General features: G+C 69.5%; 20 protein-coding genes. 10 read left to right on the top strand and 10 right to left on the bottom strand.

Going from position 1 to position 20,247, the window contains the following annotated elements:
- Window positions 1-45: 45 nt before the first annotated feature.
- The 4 genes from LFM09_RS40475 to LFM09_RS40460 all read left to right on the top strand — a co-directional run bounded on the left by LFM09_RS40475 (window position 46) and on the right by LFM09_RS40460 (window position 6,431).
- Window positions 46-2,184 carry a hypothetical protein gene (locus LFM09_RS40475; protein ID WP_414101941.1) on the top strand — a complete coding sequence of 713 codons (2,139 nt, stop codon included), beginning with the start codon at window positions 46-48 and terminating at the stop codon, window positions 2,182-2,184.
- On the top strand, window positions 2,181-3,146 hold the full coding sequence (locus tag LFM09_RS40470) for an AAA family ATPase (RefSeq protein ID WP_414101940.1): 966 nt from the start codon (window positions 2,181-2,183) through the stop codon (window positions 3,144-3,146). Before LFM09_RS40475 ends, LFM09_RS40470 begins: the two co-directional genes overlap by 4 nt.
- A complete protein-coding gene (locus LFM09_RS40465; protein WP_414101939.1) occupies window positions 3,143-4,249 on the top strand; it encodes a DUF58 domain-containing protein in 1,107 nt (368 codons plus the stop codon). Before LFM09_RS40470 ends, LFM09_RS40465 begins: the two co-directional genes overlap by 4 nt.
- A 178-nt stretch (window positions 4,250-4,427) precedes the next feature.
- Window positions 4,428-6,431: a transglutaminase domain-containing protein gene (locus LFM09_RS40460; protein WP_414101938.1), complete on the top strand. Its 2,004-nt coding sequence runs from the start codon at window positions 4,428-4,430 to the stop codon at window positions 6,429-6,431.
- A gap of 13 nt (window positions 6,432-6,444) precedes the next feature.
- Here the strand turns inward: LFM09_RS40460 and LFM09_RS40455 are convergent, their stop codons facing one another.
- On the bottom strand, window positions 6,445-8,043 hold the full coding sequence (locus LFM09_RS40455; protein ID WP_414101937.1) for a serine/threonine-protein kinase: 1,599 nt from the start codon (window positions 8,041-8,043) through the stop codon (window positions 6,445-6,447).
- Window positions 8,044-8,110: 67 nt separating this feature from the next.
- Here LFM09_RS40455 and LFM09_RS40450 point away from each other — a divergent pair, with 67 nt between their 5' ends.
- Window positions 8,111-8,959: a hypothetical protein gene (locus tag LFM09_RS40450; protein ID WP_414101936.1), complete on the top strand. Its 849-nt coding sequence runs from the start codon at window positions 8,111-8,113 to the stop codon at window positions 8,957-8,959.
- Here the strand turns inward: LFM09_RS40450 and LFM09_RS40445 are convergent.
- Window positions 8,954-10,033, bottom strand: a complete 1,080-nt coding sequence (locus tag LFM09_RS40445) for a hypothetical protein (RefSeq protein ID WP_414101935.1) — start codon at window positions 10,031-10,033, stop codon at window positions 8,954-8,956. The genes LFM09_RS40450 and LFM09_RS40445 overlap by 6 nt on opposite strands.
- A gap of 11 nt (window positions 10,034-10,044) precedes the next feature.
- The gene (locus tag LFM09_RS40440; protein ID WP_414101934.1) at window positions 10,045-10,689 is read right to left on the bottom strand and encodes a DUF4230 domain-containing protein; all 645 of its coding nucleotides are present in this window, start codon (window positions 10,687-10,689) and stop codon (window positions 10,045-10,047) included.
- 96 nt (window positions 10,690-10,785) lie between these two features.
- Here LFM09_RS40440 and LFM09_RS40435 point away from each other — a divergent pair, with 96 nt between their 5' ends.
- From LFM09_RS40435 to LFM09_RS40425, 3 genes are read left to right on the top strand one after another with little or no spacing between them, the layout of a single operon-like run.
- A complete protein-coding gene (locus tag LFM09_RS40435; protein ID WP_414101933.1) occupies window positions 10,786-11,673 on the top strand; it encodes a proteasome assembly chaperone family protein in 888 nt (295 codons plus the stop codon).
- Between the two features lie 9 nt (window positions 11,674-11,682).
- Window positions 11,683-12,042 carry an MmcQ/YjbR family DNA-binding protein gene (locus tag LFM09_RS40430; RefSeq protein WP_414101932.1) on the top strand — a complete coding sequence of 120 codons (360 nt, stop codon included), beginning with the start codon at window positions 11,683-11,685 and terminating at the stop codon, window positions 12,040-12,042.
- A complete protein-coding gene (locus tag LFM09_RS40425) occupies window positions 12,042-12,476 on the top strand; it encodes a hypothetical protein (protein ID WP_414101931.1) in 435 nt (144 codons plus the stop codon). Before LFM09_RS40430 ends, LFM09_RS40425 begins: the two co-directional genes overlap by 1 nt.
- Here the strand turns inward: LFM09_RS40425 and LFM09_RS40420 are convergent.
- From LFM09_RS40420 to LFM09_RS40405, 4 genes are all read right to left on the bottom strand, one after another.
- Window positions 12,466-12,921, bottom strand: a complete 456-nt coding sequence (locus LFM09_RS40420; protein ID WP_414101930.1) for a dihydrofolate reductase — start codon at window positions 12,919-12,921, stop codon at window positions 12,466-12,468. The genes LFM09_RS40425 and LFM09_RS40420 overlap by 11 nt on opposite strands.
- The gene (locus tag LFM09_RS40415) at window positions 12,918-13,715 is read right to left on the bottom strand and encodes a thymidylate synthase (protein WP_414101929.1); all 798 of its coding nucleotides are present in this window, start codon (window positions 13,713-13,715) and stop codon (window positions 12,918-12,920) included. The genes LFM09_RS40420 and LFM09_RS40415 overlap by 4 nt, the downstream gene beginning before the upstream one ends.
- 62 nt (window positions 13,716-13,777) lie before the next feature.
- The gene (locus LFM09_RS40410; protein ID WP_414101928.1) at window positions 13,778-14,869 is read right to left on the bottom strand and encodes an acyl-CoA dehydrogenase family protein; all 1,092 of its coding nucleotides are present in this window, start codon (window positions 14,867-14,869) and stop codon (window positions 13,778-13,780) included.
- A gap of 22 nt (window positions 14,870-14,891) precedes the next feature.
- Complete coding sequence (locus tag LFM09_RS40405; protein WP_414101927.1) at window positions 14,892-15,329, bottom strand: MarR family winged helix-turn-helix transcriptional regulator; 438 nt, start codon at window positions 15,327-15,329, stop codon at window positions 14,892-14,894.
- Window positions 15,330-15,413: 84 nt separating this feature from the next.
- Between LFM09_RS40405 and LFM09_RS40400 the strand changes: the two genes are divergently transcribed.
- A complete protein-coding gene (locus tag LFM09_RS40400; protein ID WP_414101926.1) occupies window positions 15,414-16,178 on the top strand; it encodes an SDR family NAD(P)-dependent oxidoreductase in 765 nt (254 codons plus the stop codon).
- 53 nt (window positions 16,179-16,231) lie between these two features.
- Window positions 16,232-17,017 (top strand): aldo/keto reductase, encoded by a 786-nt coding sequence (locus tag LFM09_RS40395; protein ID WP_414101974.1) that lies wholly within the window; start codon window positions 16,232-16,234, stop codon window positions 17,015-17,017.
- Window positions 17,018-17,100: 83 nt separating this feature from the next.
- Here LFM09_RS40395 and LFM09_RS40390 read toward each other — a convergent pair whose 3' ends face one another.
- The 3 genes from LFM09_RS40390 to LFM09_RS40380 are packed head-to-tail and all read right to left on the bottom strand — an operon-like array spanning window position 17,101 to window position 20,116.
- A complete protein-coding gene (locus LFM09_RS40390) occupies window positions 17,101-18,429 on the bottom strand; it encodes an ABC transporter permease (protein ID WP_414101925.1) in 1,329 nt (442 codons plus the stop codon).
- The gene (locus LFM09_RS40385; RefSeq protein ID WP_414101924.1) at window positions 18,429-19,127 is read right to left on the bottom strand and encodes an ABC transporter ATP-binding protein; all 699 of its coding nucleotides are present in this window, start codon (window positions 19,125-19,127) and stop codon (window positions 18,429-18,431) included. The genes LFM09_RS40390 and LFM09_RS40385 overlap by 1 nt, the downstream gene beginning before the upstream one ends.
- A complete protein-coding gene (locus LFM09_RS40380; RefSeq protein ID WP_414101923.1) occupies window positions 19,127-20,116 on the bottom strand; it encodes an efflux RND transporter periplasmic adaptor subunit in 990 nt (329 codons plus the stop codon). Before LFM09_RS40380 ends, LFM09_RS40385 begins: the two co-directional genes overlap by 1 nt.
- Window positions 20,117-20,247: the final 131 nt, after the last annotated feature.

The raw sequence follows: 20,247 nt of genomic DNA, 5'->3' as shown, positions 1-20,247 counted from the left end.
GTCAGAGTCGGGGGTTAGCATCCCCGGCGGGCGAGGGAGGCGCACATGGTTTGGTGGCACCGGATCAGACGCATTGTTTCCGGTGGAGGGCGGGAGTCGGCGAGTTTCGTCGCGGCACTGCTCGGCGTGCTGGTGCTCGCGGGCGCCGCGCTGGGGCAGGGCATCTCGCGCACCTCCGTGGCGGTGTCGGACGGGCTCACCTGGTTGGGCGACGACCAGCGCGGTGAAGTCGTGCAGGTGAACCCGGTGTCGGGCAAACCGCAGACGCGCCTGCAAGTCAGCGGGCCGGACTCGCAGCTGGAGATCGCCCAGGAGGACGGTCGCCTGATCATCCTCAACCGGCGCACCGGCGAGATCACTGTCATCGACCTCGCGACCCTGCTCGCCTCCGGTCGCCGGCAGGCGCCGCCGGGTGCGTCGAGCAAGGTGCTGGTGGCGAACGGGATGGTGTTCGTCGTCGACCGCGCCTCGGGCAAGGTGCACACCGCGGATCCCTTGACGCTGGCCGATGTCGGGCAGCCGTGGGAGGCCGGGCAGCCGCTCGCCGACGCGGTCGTGGACGAGCGCGGCGTGCTGTGGGTGGTCGACCACGGCGGCACGTTGCGGTCGCTGGACTGGTCCGAGGACGAGGAGCGGTTCGACGAGCGTTCGAACCGGCAGATCTCCGGTGCCGGGCCGCGAACCGTGCTGGTGCCGCACGACCAGGGCGTGACGCTGATCGGTCTCGACGGCGGTGTCGTGGTTCGCGACGGCACTGGTGAGGACGTGTCGAGGTCGACCGAGCGCACCGACGCCGAGGTGGTCGCCGCTCTGACGTCGCCGGCGGATCTGGTGCCGGCGTCCGTGTCGGACTCGTCGGTGGTCGTGCTGGTCGTCGACGGGCAGGTCTTACGCGTCGACGTCGGTGCGATGGGCTGCCCGAAGCCGGGTCGTCCCGCGGTGTTCCGCGACAAGGTCTACGTGCCCTGCAAGGGATCCGGCAAGGTCATCATCCTCGACCGGTCGGGTAACCGCGGTGGCGACGACGTGCGGACGTCCGGCGGGGCGGACCCCGAGCTGGTGTTCGACGACGGCCGGTTGTTCGTGAACGTGCCGGGCTCCTCGACGGGGGTGCTGGTCGACTCCGACGGCGACACGCGGTCGTTGACGATCCGCAGCCCCGAGCTGCCGGTGAAGGACCCGGACCGCTCGCCGCCGCCGTCGGTGCCGCCGCCCCCGCCGCCGAACCCGAACGAGCCGGTGAAGCCGCCGCGCAACCCCGGCAACGGTCCGAGCGACGATCCTCCCGCTCCGCCGTCCTCGTCGTCTTCCGCGCAGCCGCCACCGTCGTCTTCGGGCGGGCCTGCAGCGCCGGCCGGCGTGACGGTGCGGGAGAAGTCCCGCAACGCTTCCGCGCTGGTCGTGACGGTGTCGTGGAACGCGGTCACGTCGGTCGACCCGGTCGTGGGCTACACCGTGGCGGGCTCCGGCTCGTTCTCGGGCGGTTCGGTGTCGACCCAGGTGACCGGTACCTCGGCTGACTTGTCGTTGCCCTGCACGGGTTCCACGTTCTGCACCAACGGCAGGCTGGACGTGACCGTGCGCGCTTCGACGGCTGCTGCCGCCGGTGCCGCGGGGATGGCGTCGTTCACGGTGACGCCGCCGAACAACCCGCCGCCTCCGCCACCGCCGACCACCACGACGACCACGCCGCCTCCGCCGCCGCCTCCGCCACCGGTGACGACGACGACTACTCCGCCGCCACCTCCGCCACCGCCGTCGTTACCGAGTGCGGGTGCCGTGGTGATCACGTCGCTCACAGGTGGGCGGAGTGTGCCGACGCGCCGGGTGAACATGGCGCCGCCGGCGGACTGGGCGAACCACAACGGGCGCTGCGAGGTCGTGAACAGGACGCAGGGCTACCAGGTGGGCATCCCGTGCAACGCCACCACGGCGTCGATCGACCTGGAGGAGGGCAGCAACGCGATCGTCGTGCGCGCCTACGCGGCGAACGGCGGCGGTCAGGTCGACTCGGCGGTGAAGAACGCGATCTACATCCTCGACGAGTGCGCGGGCAAGCCGACGTGCGTGCCGCGCATGGCGCCCGCCGGGGTGGAGACGGCACCGATGGGTGCGGGCGGTCTTGGTCTGCTGGTGAGCGCGTTCCTGCTGCGCATCGGTGTACGGAGAGAAGAGGACAAGTGATCGACACCGGTGAGGTTTCGGCGTTCCGCGACCTGCACACCAGGCTCGGTGACGCGGTCGAGAGCGCCGTGCGCGGCAAGCGCGACGTCGTCGACCTGGTGCTGGTGGCGATGTTCGCCGGCGGCCACGTGCTGCTGGAAGACGTGCCGGGCACGGGAAAGACGACGCTGGCCCGTGCCGTGGCCGGTGCTTTGGGTGGCTTGTCGCGGCGCGTGCAGTTCACGCCTGACCTGCTGCCGTCGGACGTCACCGGCACGTCGGTCTACGACCCGCAGACGGGGCAGATCCGGTTCCGGCCGGGTCCGGTGTTCGCGAACATCGTGCTGGCGGACGAGATCAACCGGGCGGCGGCCAAGACCCAGTCGGCGCTGCTGGAGGTCATGGAGGAGCGGACCGTCACGATCGACGGCGTCGGGCACGCGGTGCCGGACCCGTTCCTCGTGGTGGCGACGCAGAACCCGATCGACCTCGACGGCACGTACCGGTTGCCCGAGGCGCAGCTCGACCGGTTCATGCTGCGGACCTCGATCGGGTATCCGTCGTTGTCCGACGAGCTGGACGTGCTGCGTCCGGGCAGTGGCGCCGGCCGGATCGCCGACGTGCGGACCGTGACGTCACCGCGCGAGGTAAGCGCTTTCAGTCAGCGGCTTTCGTTGTTGCACGTGGCGGACCCGATCCTGGAGTACGTCTCCGGTCTGGGCGCGGGCACCCGGACCGACGAACGGCTGCGGCTGGGCACCTCGACGCGTGGTCTGCGGACCCTGGTCCGGTGCGCGCAGGTGTACGCGGCGTCGAAGGGGCGGCATTTCGTGGTGCCGCAGGACGTCCAGGACATCGCGGACCCGGTGCTGGCCCACCGCCTGGTGCTGACGCGGGAGAGCGTGCTGGCCGGCGTGACGGCGTCCGAGGTGCTGGCCGACGTGCTCTCGCGGGTGCCGGTCCCCAAGCCCGCCGCGCAATGAGACTCACCCTGCGCGGCACCGGAACCGCGGTGCTGGGCCTGCTGATGCTCGGCGTCGGTCTGTGGTGGCGCTACGCGGGCATGGCGGCGTTCGGCCTGGCTCTGGTCGCCCTGGTCGTCGCGTCGATCGTGTCCGTGCTGGTCGCCTCACCGCTGACGGTGTCGCGGACCGTGCGGCCGCGCACCGTGCCTCGCCTGGCGCGCTGCAGTGGCCGGTTGGAGCTGTCGGCCACCGGACGCTGGCCGGTGGCGCTGGACGCGGTGGACATGGTGGCCGGCGCACCTTCGCCGGTGGACGTGCCGCTTCTTCGCCCGGGTTCTGTGGAGGCCGTGGAGTACGCGATCCCGACGTCGCGGCGCGGCGTGTTCGACGTCGGCCCGCTGACGTTGCGCCGCAAGGGTTTGGCCGGTCTCGCGCAGGCCAGGACCGTGCTGGGCGAGGTGGTCCAGGTGCGGGTGGTGCCGCGCGTGCTGCCCGTCCGCGGCCTGCCTTCCGGCGCCCGTCGAGGCCAGGTCGGCGCCGACGAACGCGTCGAACGCGGCGGCACGGACCTGGTGGGGCTGCGCGAGTACGTGCCGGGCGACGACCTGCGGCGCCTGCACTGGGCGACGTCCGCGCGCACCGGCACGTTGATGATCCGCGAGGACGCCGACCCCGCTCGACCGCACCTGGCCGTGCTGCTGGACGACAGCCGCGGTTCTTACGCCGAAGAGCAACGCTTCGAGGAAGCGGTCGAGGTCGCCGCCTCGTTGATCACCTCGGCTCTGGAGCAGGGCCATCCGGTGCGGCTGCTGACCTCTTCCGGCGGCACCGATCTGGAGGAGAACCAGGACTCGGCGCCGATCCTGTCCGCGCTGGCCGACCTGGAGCTGCAGGACGTCGACGGCCGCCCGACCGTGCCGGTGCGCGACCTCGACGTGGTGGCCGTGGTCAGCGGCGCGACCGTGCCCGCCCTGGTGCTGGAGGCCGGGCGGGCTGCTTTCGGCACCGTGCTGGTCGTGGACGAGAAGCGTCCGGCGAGTGCGCTCGGGTCGGTGCTGGTGATCAGCGGCGCTCGGGCGGAGGACCTGGTCGACGCGTGGAACGCGGTGGTGTCGCGATGAAGTGCGCGCGGGTTGCCAGTGGTGGCGTGGTGAGCGTCGCGCGGGTTGCCGATAGTGGCATGGTGAGGTTCGCGGGGTCGGCTGGTGGTGTCGCGGGCGCGGCTGGTGATGGCGCGGTGAGGTCGGCGCGGGTGGCTGCGCGGGCGGTTGTCGGTTGTGGTGCTGTGGTGGTGTCGCGATGAAGTTCGCATGGGTTGCCGCGGTTCTCCTCGTCGGCTCTCTTCAGCTATCCCAGGCGTGGGACGGTGCCATCGTCTACTTCGGACTGGCGGCCTTCGCCGGATTCCTCGCCCTGCTGCTGAAGCGTCTCGTGCCGGCCGGCCTCGCGGGTCTCGCCGTGATGGTGCTCGCGATGGCGGGCGGGTTCTTCGCGGCTCGTGGCGCCTCGCCGGACCGTGACCCGACGTGGGTGCTGCTCGACACCGTTCCCCGCCTGCTCACCGCCGCCCGCCCCGCGCCTGCCACGCCCGAGCTGCTCGTGCCGGGTCTGCTGCTGATCATCGGCGTCTCGACGGTGACGGTGCTGTCGGTGACCAAGCGCGGCACGGCTCTGTTCGTTCCTGCTTTGGGTGCCGCGGTTCTGTACGTGTCGGCGGCGCTGCTCACCACCGGGCGGGCCGACCGCTACGGCTTGGTCGCGCTGTTGCTGGTCGTGTTGCTGGCGCTGGGCTGGCTGATCATCGACCGCCGCGGCCCCGTCGTGCCGCCCGCTGTGCTGGCGACCGCGCTGGCCGCGTTGACGTTGCTGACGATCGTGTTGCCCACCAACGGTTTTGAACCCCGCAAGCTGGTCACGCCGCCGGTCACCGACGTGGCGATCGCCAATCCGTTGCCTCAGCTGGCCGCGTGGGCGGCGCAGGGGGAGACGGAGCTGTTCCGGATGCGCGGGCCCGAGGTGCCGGTGCGCCTGGTGACGCTGAGCCGTTACTCGGGGGCGTCGTGGGAGGCGGCCAGCACGTACGGGCCGCTCGGCGTCGTGGACCCACCGGACCTGCCCACCGGCGGCAAGTTCCAGGACGCGAGCGCCGACCTGCGCATCACCGGGCTGGAGGGCGAGTGGCTGCCCGGCGTGGGCAAGCCGCAGGCGGTGTCGCTGAGCGACGCGATGGTCGACCCGGACACGGGTTCGCTGGTGGTGGCCGAGGGCGTGCGCGCGGGCCTGAGCTACACCGTGCGCGGTGTGGTGGAGACGCCGGCGGACGCCGATCTGGCTTCGGCTTCGGTGCCCGCCGACGCGACCAGGTACACCGCGCTGCCGCGGTTGCCCTTCACGTTGGCCGAGTACGCCCGCCAGGCCACGCAGAACGCCCGCACGCCCTATGAGAAGGCCGTTGCACTGGAACAGGTCGTGCGCCTCAACCGCAGGCCGGACGCGGAGGCCCCGGTCGGATCGTCGTACGCGCGGCTGGAGACGTTCTTGTTCGGCGACGCGGGCGAATCCGGCGCCGGTGCCGGCACGGCAGAGCAGTTCGCCTCGGCCTACGCGGTGCTGGCGCGTGCGGTCGGCCTGCCGACGCGCGTCGTGGTCGGCTTCCAGCCGGTGCCCGAGGAGAACGGCGAACGAATCGTGCGCGCCGCCGACGCCACCGCCTGGCCGGAGGTGTACTTCACCGGCTGGGGCTGGGTGGCGTTCGACCCGGTGTCGGGCAACGGCAGCGGCCCGTCCGCCGCGTCGAAGCGCGAGGTGCTGAACCGCCTCGCCTCCACCACCGCCAAGCCAACGCCCACCTCCCTGGCGTCCGTGCCACCTCTGGTGCAACCGACGGCCGTCGCACCGGACGCTGTCGCGGCTCCTCCGACACCCCAGGGCTTTCCGTTCTGGGTGCTGACACCGTTGTTGCTCCTGGTCGCGCTGTACGCGGCCCGAACCGCGCGCCGCGTGCGGTTGCGGGGAGCGGGGCCGGTAGGCGCGTGGCACGAGGTGCTGGACTCGTTGCAGCTGGCCGGGTTGCGGCCCCGGCCGAGCCGCACGGTGCCGGACATCGGGCGCGAGTGGGGCGAGGCAGGGCAGCGGCTGGCGGCCGTGGTTGATCAGGCCGCGTTCGCCCCGGCACCGCACCCAGGACCGCCCGAGAACAGCTGGCGGCTGGCCCGTCAGGTCAAGAAGGCGGTGCGGCGCAAGGCTTCCTGGTGGCGCAAGGTGGTGTGGGCGGTCGACCCGCGGCCGCTGTTCCGCCGCTAGTCACGGCCGGGGCTCAGTTCTTGGTCGTGCAGACCTTCGCCGAGCTGCCGCGTTCGCCCTGGTAGCCGAACGCCGCGATCTGGAAGCAACGACGCTCGCCGCCGCCGTCCTCGATCACGTACTTGGTGGCGCCGCCGGTCACCCTGGTCACGGCCTGCGGAGCACCGGTCACGTCGATCACCACGAACTCGGCCTGGCCGTCGCTCGGGTCGCTCCACTCCAGCTCGATGGCCTTGCCCTTGTACTCGGCGCGCTTGAGCACCGGCATGAACCGCGGGTCGGCGTTCGGGGGCGGGCCCGCGTCGGTGGACTCCGTGGTCGGCACCGGCAACGTCGTGGTCGGCTGCGTCCGCGGTTCCGCGGGGCGGTTGATCAGCATGCCTGCGACGATGCCGCCGGTCACCGCCGCGACGGCCAGCAGGGCGAGCACGCCGCCGCGCTTCTTCCTGCGCACCGGTGCGGTCATCGGCTCGGCGGGCGGCAGGTCGACGGTCGGCAGCACGGCCACCGGCTGCGGAAGAGGCGGCGGCACAACGATGTCCTGCTGGCGGTAGGTCAGGTCGGCGAGCTGGCCCTGCCACGAGTTGTCCGGCTCCTCCAGTGGTTCCTCGGCCGGCTTCTCCTCCTCGACCTTGGGCCGCGGACCGAAACCGGGTGCTTCCGTCGGACCGTCCGGGAAGATCGTCGTGCGCTCGCCCAGCATCATCGTCGAGTCGGGGTCCACAATGGACACCGAAGGTGCCGTGGAGACCCCGGCGCTGACGGCCATCAGGGCGTCGCGCAACTCCAGCGCGGAGGCGAAGCGTTCCACGCGGTCCTTGCGCAGGCAGCGAGAGATCACGGCGACCAGCGACGCCGGCACGTCGAACCGGGTCAGCGAACGGGGTTCGGCGCGGCTGACGCGGCCGACGTAGGACAGCAGCGTGTCCTCGTCCGGGTTGTCCGAGGCGAACGGGGGTTTGCCCTCCAGCAGCGTGAAGAGGGTCGAGCCGAGCGACCAGATGTCGTCGGCGAACGACGGCACCCCGCCCTCCAGCATCTGCGGGGCGGCGTGCCGGTAGCTGACCATCTGCAACGACGCCGAATGGCCCGCGTCGGCGCCGCGGGCGATGCCGAAGTCGGCCAGGACGTACGAGGTGGGGAGCACCAGGACGTTCTGCGGCTTCACGTCGCGGTGCAGGATGCTCTGGCCGTGCGCGAACGCCAGCGCGTCCGCCACCGCGATGCCCGCGGCCACGACGTCCGGCACGGGCAACGGGCCCATGGCGCGCAAACGGTCGTGCAGCGAGCCCCGTTCGTAGTACTCCATGACGATGCACGGGCGGCCGTCCGGCAGAGTGCCGGTGTCCAGCACCGTGACGATGTGCGGGTGCTGGCGGCCGAGCTCGACGGTGATCGCCAGCTCGCGGCGGAAGCGGGTCAGCGTCGCGGGGTCCGTCACCTGCAGGACCTTCACCGCGACGTCGCGACCGAGGCCGTCCTGGCGGGCCCGGTAGATCGTGCCCTCGCCACCCTGCGCGATCACGCGGAAAGCGCTGTAGCCGGGTAACGCGATCTCCGGCGCCGGCGCGGCACCGGCCGCGGGCGCCCAGGCCATCAGATCGTCTTCCACCAACGAATCCTATCCCGGTACAGTCGGGTCACCGCCGTTGGTAAAGACTCTTTACCAAGGAGTTCGGATGCGCGTTCTTCTCGCGGTGCTGCTCCTGCTCGGCACCGCAACAACACCGGCTCATGCTGAACCTTCGGCGCCGACCTGGGCGGGGGTTCGATCGTCACCCTACGGGCCCAGTGGCGGGTTCCCGAACCAGCAGACCTGGGGTGGCCACATCACCAAGATGACAGGCTACTTCCCCGGCACGACGGGCATCGGGCTGTGGAACGTCGGCGGGCTGAGCGGGCGCGGCATGAAGGTCGAGTTCCCCAAGCCGAGCAGCGGCAGCTACCCCAACATCACGTTCCAGAGCAGCGACAAGCACGAGAAGTACCTGAAGTACTTCGACGACAACAACATCAAGGTGTGGCTGAGCCTGGAGCCCGGCTACGCGAGCGTCGACCAGCTCATCGACCTCTCGCTGAACCGCTACAAGCACCACCGCAGCGTCATGGGCATCCAGGTCGACGTCGAGTGGTACAACGGCACGTGCGAGGACTGCGGCCAGAAGGTGCCCGACGACGTGGCGCAGCGCTGGGAGCAGAAGGTCAAGGCGCACAACTCGCGGTTCACGTTGGCGCTCAAGCACTACGACCCGGCGTGGATGCCGCCGACCTACCGCGGCGACATCGTGTTCACCAACGACAGCCAGTACTTCGAGTCGCTGGAGGGCTGGGTCGCGGAGTTCCAGGTGTGGGCGGACAGGTTCTTCCCCAACCCGGTGATCTACCAGTACGGCTACCAGGCCGACAAGAAGTGGTGGGGCAAGCTGCCCAAGCCGCCCGCCAAGACCATCGGCGACGCGATGCGGCCCGTCACCAGGCAGCAGACCTGGGGTGTGGTCTGGGTCGACTTCTCTTTCAAAGACCTATAGCGAGCCGTTCTTGTAGTCGAGCAACGCGGTGACTCGGGTGGGATCGGCCAGCAGGTCGCGCCACGAGTACACCAGCACGCCGTCGGCTTCCGTGCCCGCCTTCAGCGCGGCACGGAAGTCGGCGTCGGTGATCGCGCGCTTCCGGTTGCCGGGCAGGTACTCCGGTTCCAGGTATTCCGCGCCGCCCTGCAAACACGCCAGCAACGTCCGGGACGTCTGCTGCCGGGCTTCCGCGATGCGCCGCCGGATGTACTCACCTGGTTCGCGGCGCTGGATCTGGAAGTAGAACATCAACTCGTAGTGGTCGACGTACGGGTCGAGGTCGGCGAACCGCTGGGCGAGCACCTCCTCGACCGCGTTGCCGAAGTCGGGCCGTCCGAGTCCGAACCCGTTGAGCAGCACGGTGATCGTGGGGTCGGCCTCCATCGCGGCCGCGCGCAGCACGCCCGCGGTCTCCGCGATGACCGCGCACTTCCAGGCGGTCCACTCGGCGCGCAGATCGTGCAGGATCGTCCGGGGATCACGCGTCTCGTGGCCGGTCTCGGCAGTGAAGCGGTCCAGGCAGCGAGCGCAGAAGCAGTACTCGGCGATGCCGGCCCGTGCCGTCTCGGGCATCCAGAGCTCCCAGAAGCCCGGAAACCTGATGAACGACAGGAAGATCCCGTCCGGGCGCAGCGACGACGTGACCTCGGCGATCCTGGAGGCCTTGCGCTCCAGCCGTTTCGGATCCGACGGACACACTCCGACATACCACCCGAAAGGTTCGAAAGTGCGGCCGTGCTGATCGACCGGCCGAAGCGCCGGGTGTGCGGCGAAGTCGGCGGGGTCGAAGAACACCGACGTCGACTGGAACACCCGGATGTCCTTGTCGCCCAACGCCTCGCGGAACGCCAGGTCGGTGTACCCGCCGGCAGGCGGCTGCTGGTCGACGGCACTGCCGGGCAACGGGTCCAGCTGGTTCTGCACGAGCGCCCAGTCGACGCCCTGGCGCACCATGCGTTCGGCGGCCTCCGGGACCGTCAGTTCGTCGCACCAGTCGTAGCCATATGCCTTGACACCAACGAGACGGTCCATGCGCCCCGAGACTAGTCAGGAACGACCTTCACCTGGAATCCCAACGCCTGCAGCATTCCTGTGAGCATCACTCGGGTGTTGTCCTCGGCCCGCTGCAGGATCTCCGACTCCTTCGCCGCCTCCGCGAGCTTCGCCTCCGCCGCGATGTAGAAGCGTTGCTGGTCAGGCGTCTCCACGAGCGCGCGGAAGTCGTCGATCAGGCCGCGCTTCTGGCTGTAGACGTACGAGCGGTCGTGGTGGAGGTTCGGCTTGTCCAGCTGCGGTTGCGGCAGTCTCAGTTCGACGGTCTTTCCGTCCGCTGACAGGACGAGCCCGTCCTCGGCGAGCGAACCGAAGTCGACGTAGGCGTTGACCGCCCCGGCCGCGACGAACAGCGTGCGTTCACCGGCGAGCGCCGCGGGCACCCACTTCACGTCGTTCTCGATGTCCAGCACGACCTGGAACTCGCCCGCCGCCGCGTGGTACTGGCTGAGGTCCCGCACCGCCTTGAGCATCGCGGGCTGGCTGCGATCGATCGACTCGTCACCGAACGGCCTGAACTGGCCGAAGACGTAGACCGCCGCGCCGAGGAGAATGAACACGACCGCGACCAGAGCTCCACGCGTCACCCAGCGCTTGTCCACCGCGGTGGAGTACCCGTGAGGTGATGCGCTCACTCGGTCCGTATGGGCTAATCGACCCGTGCGGAATCAGCCACGTGTCCATCTGGTTGGCTTTGGACGAGACCGAAATCAAGCTTTTGGAGGCGTGCGGTGGACCCGGAGAACCTGTACGAGGTGGACTCGGAGGTGCCGGACCTGACAGGTGCGGTGCTGCTGCACCACTTCGAGGGCTTCATGGACGCCGGCGCCGCGGGCCGTCTGCTCACCGAGCACCTGCTGGAGACCCTCGAAAGCCGGATCGTCGCCCGGTTCGACCTCGACGGCCTGATCGACTACCGCTCCCGCCGGCCGCTGATGACCTACGCGACCGACCACTGGGAGGACTACGCCGCGCCTGAACTGGTCGTGCACCTGCTGCACGACAGCGCCGGCCACCCGTTCCTGCTGCTCACCGGTCCGGAACCGGACCGCGGCTGGGAGGCGTTCATCCTCGCGGTGCGCTCGCTGATCGACCGCTGGGGCGTGCGCCTGACCGTCGGCTTCCACGGCATCCCGATGGGCGTGCCGCACACCAGGCCGTTGAACGTCATCGGTCACGCGACGCGCCCCGAGCTCGTGTCCGACTACCAGCCGTTCTTCAACCGCGTGCAGGTGCCGGGCAACGTGTCGGGCCTGCTGGAGTTCCGGCTAGGCCAGGCGGGCCACGACGCGATGGGTTTCGCCGCCCAGGTGCCGCACTACCTGGCGCAGTCGCAGTACCCGACCGCCGCGGTGACCTTGCTGGATGCTGTCGCGCGTGCGACCGGGCTCGCGCTCCCGATCGGTTCCCTGATCGACGCAGCTCAGGCCGCTGACGCCGAGATCCACCGCCAGGTGGCGGAGTCGGAAGAAGTAGCCCAGGTGGTGGAAGCGCTCGAGCGGCAGTACGACGCCTTCATCCAGACTGTCGGGAACACCGATCTCCCCAGCGCGGACGAACTGGGGGCCGAGTTCGAACGGTTCCTGGCCGAGCAGCAGCGTCCGCCGGACCACCTGTAGGAGCTTGTGATGGCCACCTGGAACGACGTGCGCCGGATCGCCACCTCCATGCCCGACGTGACGGAGCGGGTGCGGGAGGGCGTCGTCGACTGGAGGGTCAAGGACAAGCTCTTCGTGTGGGAACGGCCCCTGCGCAAGACGGACCTGGCGGCGATGGGCGCTTCGGCGCCCTCCGGGCCGATCCTGGCCGCGCGGGTGCCGGACCTGGGGGCGAAGGAGGCTTTGCTGGCCTCCGACGAGTCGGTGTACTTCACGACGCCGCACTTCCACGGGTATCCGGCGATTCTGGTGCGGCTGGAGCACATCGAGGTGGGGGAGCTGGAAGAGTTGATCGTCGAGGCCTGGCACGCACGCGCACGGCGCCGCTGATGCTGGTGACGTGGGTTCGCGAGGTCGCGGACGAGCCGTTGCTGCTCAACGGCGACACCTACGCCGAGGCCGACGCGAACACCTGGAGTCTCGGGCCGGCTTCGGGTGAGTCACCGGTTGTGGCCGACGTCGTGGCCGCCTTTGAGGAGACCGCCCGGTTGCAGGGGGAGCGGGCCGCTGCGATGGGCCGAACCGCGACGTTCTACGTGTGGCACGACGTGCAGGCCGGGCAGCTGAAGTGTTCGACCTCGTCGTCGCCACGCGATCAGCTGCCGTTCGGGGCGAAGCTCGATCTCACGGTGCCGTTGGCCGCCATCGTGGAAGGGTTTCTCAGGCACCCCGGCGGCTTCATCTCGTGGGAAGAGCTCCAGGAAGAACCTTTGCCCGAGGTGGAGTTCGTGCTTCCGGTGTGGGCGGTGGAGATCAGTAGCTGACGAACCGGTAGTGCAGGCCCGAGCTGGACTCCTGCCACTCGCCGACGCTGACCGGCTCGCGGTCGATCTTCGGCGCGTACGTGTCGCCCTCGAAGACCTCGCGGATCTCGGTCACCTCGATCCGGTCCGCGAACGGCAGCGTCGCCGCGTAGACCGCCGAGCCGCCCATCACCCACAGGTCACCGGTCACGTCCGCGAGCGCCTTCTCCAGGCTGTCGAACGTCTCGGCGCCTTCCTGCGGCGTGCGGGACAGCACCAGGTTGCGGCGGCCGGGCAGCGGGCGGAAGCGTGCGGGCAGGGACTCCCAGGTGCGGCGGCCCATCAGTACGGCCGCGCCCGCGGTGGTCTCCCGGAAGTGCTTCATGTCCTCGGGGACGCGCCACGGGATGGCGTTGTCGCGGCCGATCACGCCGTTCGGGGCCTGGGCCCAGATCAGGCCGATCACACCGCCACCGGAGCCTTGATGCCGGGGTGCGGGTCGTAGCCCACGATCTCGAAGTCCTCGTAGGAGTAGTCGAACAACGACGGGACAGAAGCCATCTGCAGCGTCGGGAACTCGCGGGCCTCACGGCTCAGCTGGAGCTCGACCTGCTCGACGTGGTTGTCGTAGATGTGGCAGTCGCCGCCGGTCCAGATGAAGTCGCCGACGCCGAGGCCGGTCTGCGCGGCGATCATGTGCGTCAGCAGCGCGTAGGAGGCGATGTTGAACGGCACCCCGAGGAACAGGTCCGCGCTGCGCTGGTAGAGCTGGCACGAGAGCTTGCCGTCGGCCACGTAGAACTGGAAGAACGCGTGGCACGGCGGCAGCGCCATCTGCGCGATCTCGCCGACGTTCCAGGCGGACACGATGATCCGCCGCGAGTCCGGGTTCTCCCGCAACGTGCGCAGAACCTCGGCGATCTGGTCGATGTGACCGCCGTCCGGGGTCGGCCACGAACGCCACTGCACGCCGTAGACCGGGCCGAGCTCGCCGTCAGCGCCCGCCCACTCGTCCCAGATCGTCACGCCGTGCTCCTGGAGCCAGGCGACGTTGCTGTCGCCGCGCAGGAACCACAGCAGCTCGTACGCGATCGACTTGAAGTGCACCTTCTTGGTCGTGATCAGCGGGAAGCCCGCGGCGAGCGGGTAGCGCAGCTGATGGCCGAAGATCGACCGCGTGCCGGTGCCGGTGCGGTCCTCCTTGCGCACACCCTCTTTCAGGACGTGGCGGAGCAGGTCTTCGTACTGCGTGTCGGCCATACGGGTGAGCCTACCTAGTGCCGTGACCGCCGAACACGGGGCAAAGGCCAGCGGCCACGGCACTAGAAGCGGGACATGTCCGGCCCAAGGCCGAGCCGCAGCATCGAGTACGTCTCCAGCATCCGGCGCGACACCACGGTGTGCTGGGCAGCAACGTGCACGTCTCTGAAGCACCGCTGCAGAGCCGACGACTCGAACACCGAGCTGCCGCCGCCCGCCGCGAACGCCTTCTGCGTCACCTCGGTGGCCTCGCCCGAGGCGAACGAACAGGCCAGCCGCAGCCGGGCCTTCACCGGGTCCGGCGCCGGCGTGCCGTTCGACGCGAACTCCCAGGCGGTGCTCAGCGCCTCGTCCAGGAACGCCGTCGCGGCCGACAAGCGGGCCTCCATCAGCGCGAGCTCGATCTGCACACCGGTCTGTTCTGCCAGCCGGGTGGTGGCGTGTTGCGGGGTTTTCGCCTGAGCCAGCGCCTCGATCTCGTCGATCGCGCGCCGCGCCACTCCCAGGCACACCGAGGCCACGCCCGCCGCCAGGAAGCTGAAGTAGGGGAAGACCGTGACCGGTCCCTCGATGCCGGGCGTGCAGCCGATGGGCCACACCGCGCGGCGAAACGGCAGGAAGGCGTCCGTGAGAGAGAACTCGTGCGAACTCGTGGCGCGCAGTCCGGCGGCGTGCCAGGTGTCGTGGATCGTCACGTCCGCTCGCGGGTACACGGCCAGACGTGGGCCTGCGGGCGTGAGAGTGCCGCCGATGACCCACGAGGCGTGCGTGACGGCGCTGCCCCAGCCCCAACGGCCGGTGACGCGGTAGCCGTCCTCCGCAGCCACGGCCCTGCCCAACGGTGCCGCGGTGCCGGCGATCAACGCGCGCGGGTCGCCGAAGACCTCGTCGGCGGCTTCCACCGGCAGGTACCAGGCCAGCGACGACGAGATGGTGCAGGTCATGGCGGTCCAGCCCGTCGAGGTGTCGGACCGCGAGAGTTCCTGGATCTCGCGGCTCCACGACGGGAGGTCCAGCTCGGCGCCGGCGTAGCGCTTCGGCGCGATCAGCCGGTGCACGCCGTGGTCGACGAGCGCGGCCACGACCGGGTCGGTCAACCGGCGGTCGCGTTCGGCCGTGTCGGCTTCCGCGCGGATCAGGGCGTGCAGAGACATGCGGCTGATCTTGCCCAGCGGATCAGAGCTTGGCGAGCGCCTCAACGAGTGGCTTCAGCTCAGGAACGCCGCCAGCCTCCTCAAGAGAGTCGGAGAGGACCTCGTCGTGTGTGGGACGAGCCAGAGCGAGCAGTTCGTGGCCCTTCTCGGTGACCTCGGTGTAGATGCCGCGCCGATCCGTGGGGCAGAGGTAGCGGGCGAGCAGACCGCGGTCTTCCAGGCGCGTGACCAGGCGCGTTGTCGCCGACTGGCTGAGCACCACGGCGTTGGACAGCTGGTTCATCCGAAGGTGGAAGCCGTCCTGGCGGTTGAGGACGTCCAGAACGGTGTACTCGCTGACGGAGAGTTCGTGCGCCTTCTGCAGTGCTCTCTCGAGGCGGTCCTCGATGCGCGCGTGCAACGCCGCGAGCGTGCGCCAGCCCTGAGCGCGCGCCTGGACGGCGTCGTCGTCCAGTGACATAAGGTCAACCCTTCTCGAATAGACAGCGTGTGCAACTATTGCGTACGCTTGTTATCGTCTTCAACAAGTCTACCGGGGAGAGACATGGATCTGTCGGGACGCACGGCTCTTGTGACGGGCTCCACCTCCGGCATCGGCTTCGCCACGGCGGAGGCGCTGCTCAAGGCGGGGGCGACGGTCGTCGTCAGCGGCCGCAGCGAGGAGCGCGTCGCCGAGGCGGTCGGCAAGCTCAGCGGCAACGGAGACGTGCGAGGCATCGCGGCTGACATCGCGACCGCCGAAGGCGCGGCCGAGCTGGTGAACCAGCTGCCCGACGTGGACGTGTTGGTGAACAACATGGGGATCTACGGCGCGCAGCCGGTGTTCGAGATCGAGGACGTCGAGTGGCAGCGATACTTCGACACGAACGTCATGTCCGGCGTACGGCTCTCGCGGCACTACACGCCGCGCATGGTCGAACGTGGCTGGGGCCGGGTGATCTTCGTGAGCAGTGAGTCGTCCGTCTTCACGCCCACTGAGATGGTCCACTACGGCATGACGAAGACCGCCCAGCTCGCCATCGCGCGCGGGATGGCCCAGGCCGTCGCCGGTACCGGCGTCACGGTGAACTCGGTGCTGCCCGGCCCGACCCTCACGCCGGGCGTCGAGGAGTTCATCCGCGACCGCGTGGGGGAGGGCGGCGAGGCGGAGTTCGTCCGCACCGAACGCCCGACTCTGTTGCTCGGCCGCCTGATCCGTCCGCACGAGGTCGCGAACCTCATCACCTACGTCGCGTCGGACCTGTCATCCGCGACGACCGGAGCCGCCTTGCGCGTCGACGGCGGCACCGCTCCGACGCTGATCCCGTAAGCACTAGTAAGGATTCGGTTTTGACTACTCTCAAGCTCAACAACGGTGTGTCCATGCCTCAGCTCGGCTTCGGCGTCTGGCAGGTGCCGGACGCGGAGGCCACGCCCGCTGTCGCGGAGGCGTTGAAGGCGGGCTACCGCAGCATCGACACCGCCGCCATCTACGGCAACGAGGGCGGCGTCGGCGAGGCCATCGCGGGCCACGACCGTGAAGAGCTCTTCATCACGACGAAGCTGTGGAACGCCGACCAGGGCTACGACTCGACGCTGCGCGCGTTCGACGAGTCCCTGAAGAAGCTCAAGCTCGACACCCTGGACCTGTACCTGATCCACTGGCCGACTCCGGCTCGCGAGCTGTACGTCGACACCTGGAAGGCGTTCGCCGAGCTGCACAAGGACGGCCGCGTCCGCGCGATCGGCGCGTCCAACTTCCAGCCCGCGCACCTGCAGCGCCTGCTCGACGAGACCGGCGTCGTGCCTGCGGTCAACCAGATCGAGCTGCACCCGTACCTGCAGCAGGCCGAGCTGCGCGCATTCCACGCCGAACACGGCATCCAGACCGAGGCCTGGTCACCGCTCGGCCAGGGCGGCGAGCTGCTCAGCGACCCGGTCGTCGCGAAGATCGCGGCAGACCACGGCCGTTCGGCGGCTCAGGTCGTGCTGCGCTGGCACCTGCAGATCGGCAACGTCGTGATCCCGAAGTCCGTGACGCCGTCCCGGATCCGGGAGAACATCGCGGTGTTCGACTTCGAGCTCTCGGACGAGGAGATCGCCGCTCTGTCCACTCTGGACCGTGGCGGTCGCATCGGCCCGAACCCGGACACCTTCAACGAGGCCTGAGAAATACTCCGAGAAATACGAAACCCCGGGCCGCCTCTCTCGCGGTCCGGGGCTTCGCCGGCAACGGGCGCTGTGCCTCCTGCTCAGGCCCGCATGACTGTGGCGATCGGAATTCGTGCCGCCCGGATCGCCGGGATCAACCCGCCCAGCACACCCGCGATGAGACCGGCGATGACTCCGGCCATCCCCGCCTCCCAGGGGAAGACGGTGCCCTGCAACGACGGGAACCGGCCGCCGAACAGCATCAGGGCGACCTGCAACCCCGCCGCCCCGGCGCCGATCGCGAGCGCTGCGGTGAGCAGACCGGTCAGCAGCGTCTCGGCGAGCACGATGCCCGCGAGCAACATCCGCGACATGCCCACCGCGCGGCGCAGAGCGAACTCCTCGACGCGTTCGCCGACCGTGGCGAGACCGACGTTCAGGATGCCGGCGACACCGATCAGCAGCACCAGGAACGCCATGCCGAGGAAGATCAACCGCATGATCTTCAGCTCGGACTCCATGCGCTCCTTGGAGTTCACCGTCTGGAAGTGCACCTGGTTCGGGTCGACGCCGGCACCGGCGAGCTTGGCCTGCAGCAGCTTCTGGAGGTCGTCGGACCCCGGCTGCAGGTAGACCTCGAGGTTGGTGCCACCGCCGCGGAACCTGTTGGCGTCGTTGGACTCCGCCGCCGACGGCATCCACGTGCGCAGCTCGTCGAGACGCATGTAGATCCGCGGTGACGAGTTGCCGTCCTGCACGACGCCGATGATCTGCGGTGTCAGGTGGTGCGAGGCGCCCTCGATCGTCATCTCGCCGGGGATGCGGAACATCCGCAGGCCCTTCGCGGCCTCCTCGTTCAGCACGATGCGCGGTGCCAGTGAAGGCGCCGTGCCGAAGTCGAGCCAGCTGCCGGAGACCGGGCGGAACGGCTTGAACGTCCGGATGTCACCGGTCAGCGCGACCATGCTGACCTCGATGGCCTGGCCGTCCGGCTTCTTCTCCTGCGGCTTCTGCTCCTGGCACACACCACTGGAGTCGCAGTACATCATCGGGCCGTTGTAGTCGCCGCCGCGGCCCGCGTACTCGAACGGCATGCCGCCCTCGTTGATCGGCTTCACGCCGGGCTCGCCGATGATCGCCTGCGAGCTGATCATCGCGACCGCGTCGGAACGGCCCTTCATCATCGCCTCGACGATCCCCGGCGCGCCCTTCTCGCCGGGGATGTAGCCCATCAGCGTGCCGTCCTTGCCGGACTGCAGCTCGACGTCGGTGAGCATCGCGCGTTCGGCGATCTCGGCGCCCGCCTGCACGGCCACGACCGCGAGAACACCGAGGAACAACGAGACCATCGAGAGGAACGTGCGCAGTTTTCGGGCGCGGATGCCCTGTCCGCCGATGATCAGGGCGGACCGCAGCTTGCCGGAGAACATCAGTTGAACCGCCCGTCGCGCAGCTCCAGCACGCGGCCCATCTTGCGCGCGTGGTCGTGGTCGTGCGTCACCAGCACGAGGCCGCAGCCCTGCCTGGTCGTGTTGAGCAGCACCTCGACGACGAGGTTGCCCGTCTCGGTGTCGAGCGCACCCGTCGGCTCGTCGGCCAGGATCACGCGCGGCTGCCGCACGAGGGCGCGGGCGATCGCGACGCGCTGCTGCTCACCACCGGAAAGCCTGGAGGGCTTCGACTTCGCGAGATGTGCGATGCCGACCTGCTCCAACGCCTCCATCACCTGCTGCTTGCGCTTGCGGCGCGCGGACCAGCCCTGGCCGTTCACCAGCGCCATCGCCACGTTCTGCGCCGCGGTGAGGTGCTTGAGCAGGAAGAAGCGCTGGAACACGAACCCGAACTCCGCGCTGCGCAACGCCGCGGCCCTGCGCTCGGGCAGCTTCGTGATGTCGTTGCCGTGCAGGAAGTACTGGCCCTCGTCGGCACGGTCGAAGAGCCCGATCAACGAAAGCAGCGTCGACTTGCCGGAGCCGGACCGGCCGAGGATCGCGACGCTCTGTCCAGGGTGGACGGTGAGGTCCACGCCGGACAGGATCGTGCGCGGTTCTTCCTGGCCCTTCAAGACTTTCGTGATGCCGTTGAGCTGAAGCAGCGGTGCTTGCACCTGAACCTGAGGCTGGGTCATCACGGTCCCGTCGGCTTCTGCTGCGGGTCGCCGCCCTGCTGCTGGCCCTCCGGCAGGTTCGGGCCGGGCACACCGAGCTCCTCGTCACCGGTGAGACCGGACTTGACCTCGATGACCTTGCCGTCGGTGAGGCCGAGCGTCACCTCGGTGGTGCGGCGCGAACCGTCCGGCTGGATCACGTCGACCTTGCCCTTGCCCTGCTGGCCCGCGACGGCCTCGACCGGCACCACCAGCGCCTGCGTCGCCTTGCCCGTCGTGACCTCGATCGACGCGCTGGCGCCGTTGATCATCTGCACGTCCGCCGGGGCGGTGCACACGATGCGCAGGCCCGTCGACGTGCTGGGCTGCTGCGGCTGCTCCGGCGTCTTGGGCTGCTGCTGGCCGGTCGTCGGCGGGTTCTTGGGATCCGGCGTCTGCGTGGGCTTCTCCGGGATGGTGCCCTGCGGCAGCGCGGCGATCGTGCCGAGCACGGTGCACGGGAACGGGCCCGGCCCGTTCTTGATCTGCACCGTCACGTCGGTGAGCGCGCCGCTGATCTTGTACGCCTGCTGGCCGTCGATGTCGCCGACGATCGCGTAGCCGACGTGCTTGGCGGACGCGATCGGCATGCCTGCCGTGACCGTCGCCTTGTCGTCGACCAGCCGGCCGCCGAACGTGGCGCCCGCCGGGATCTCCACGTAGTTCGGCGTGTTGCCCTTCCACACCGTCGCGACCCGCGTAGGCCTGGTCGGCGTGCCGTTGGGCGTCGGGATGTCGAAGTACCGCACCTGGCCCTCGGTCGGCGCGACGAGCCCGAACGTCGGGTTCATCTCGACCTTGCCGGAGATGCTCAGCTTGGTGGTCAGGTCCTGCCTGGTCGGCTTGACCTTCGTCATCGCGGTACCGCGTGGCGCCAGCTCCGGGTTGGTCTGCTCCGGACCTGACGGACTGCACGCCGCCACGGCGACCGTGACCAGCGCGCACAGCGGCGCGAGAACAATATTGCGCACGAATGTCCCCCATGTCGTTTCGACCAACCTACCGATAAGGACACCGCACACGTCCGGGAGGTTGCATCGGACTTTCGGCCGATGCCGCATCGACCGCGTGGCCACGGGTATCCGGGTGTTGACCGGAAGGA

Origin of the sequence: Lentzea alba (assembly GCF_047445655.1) — a bacterium.
GTDB lineage: Bacteria > Actinomycetota > Actinomycetes > Mycobacteriales > Pseudonocardiaceae > Lentzea > Lentzea alba_A.
This window is presented reverse-complemented; position numbering and strand designations above follow the sequence as displayed.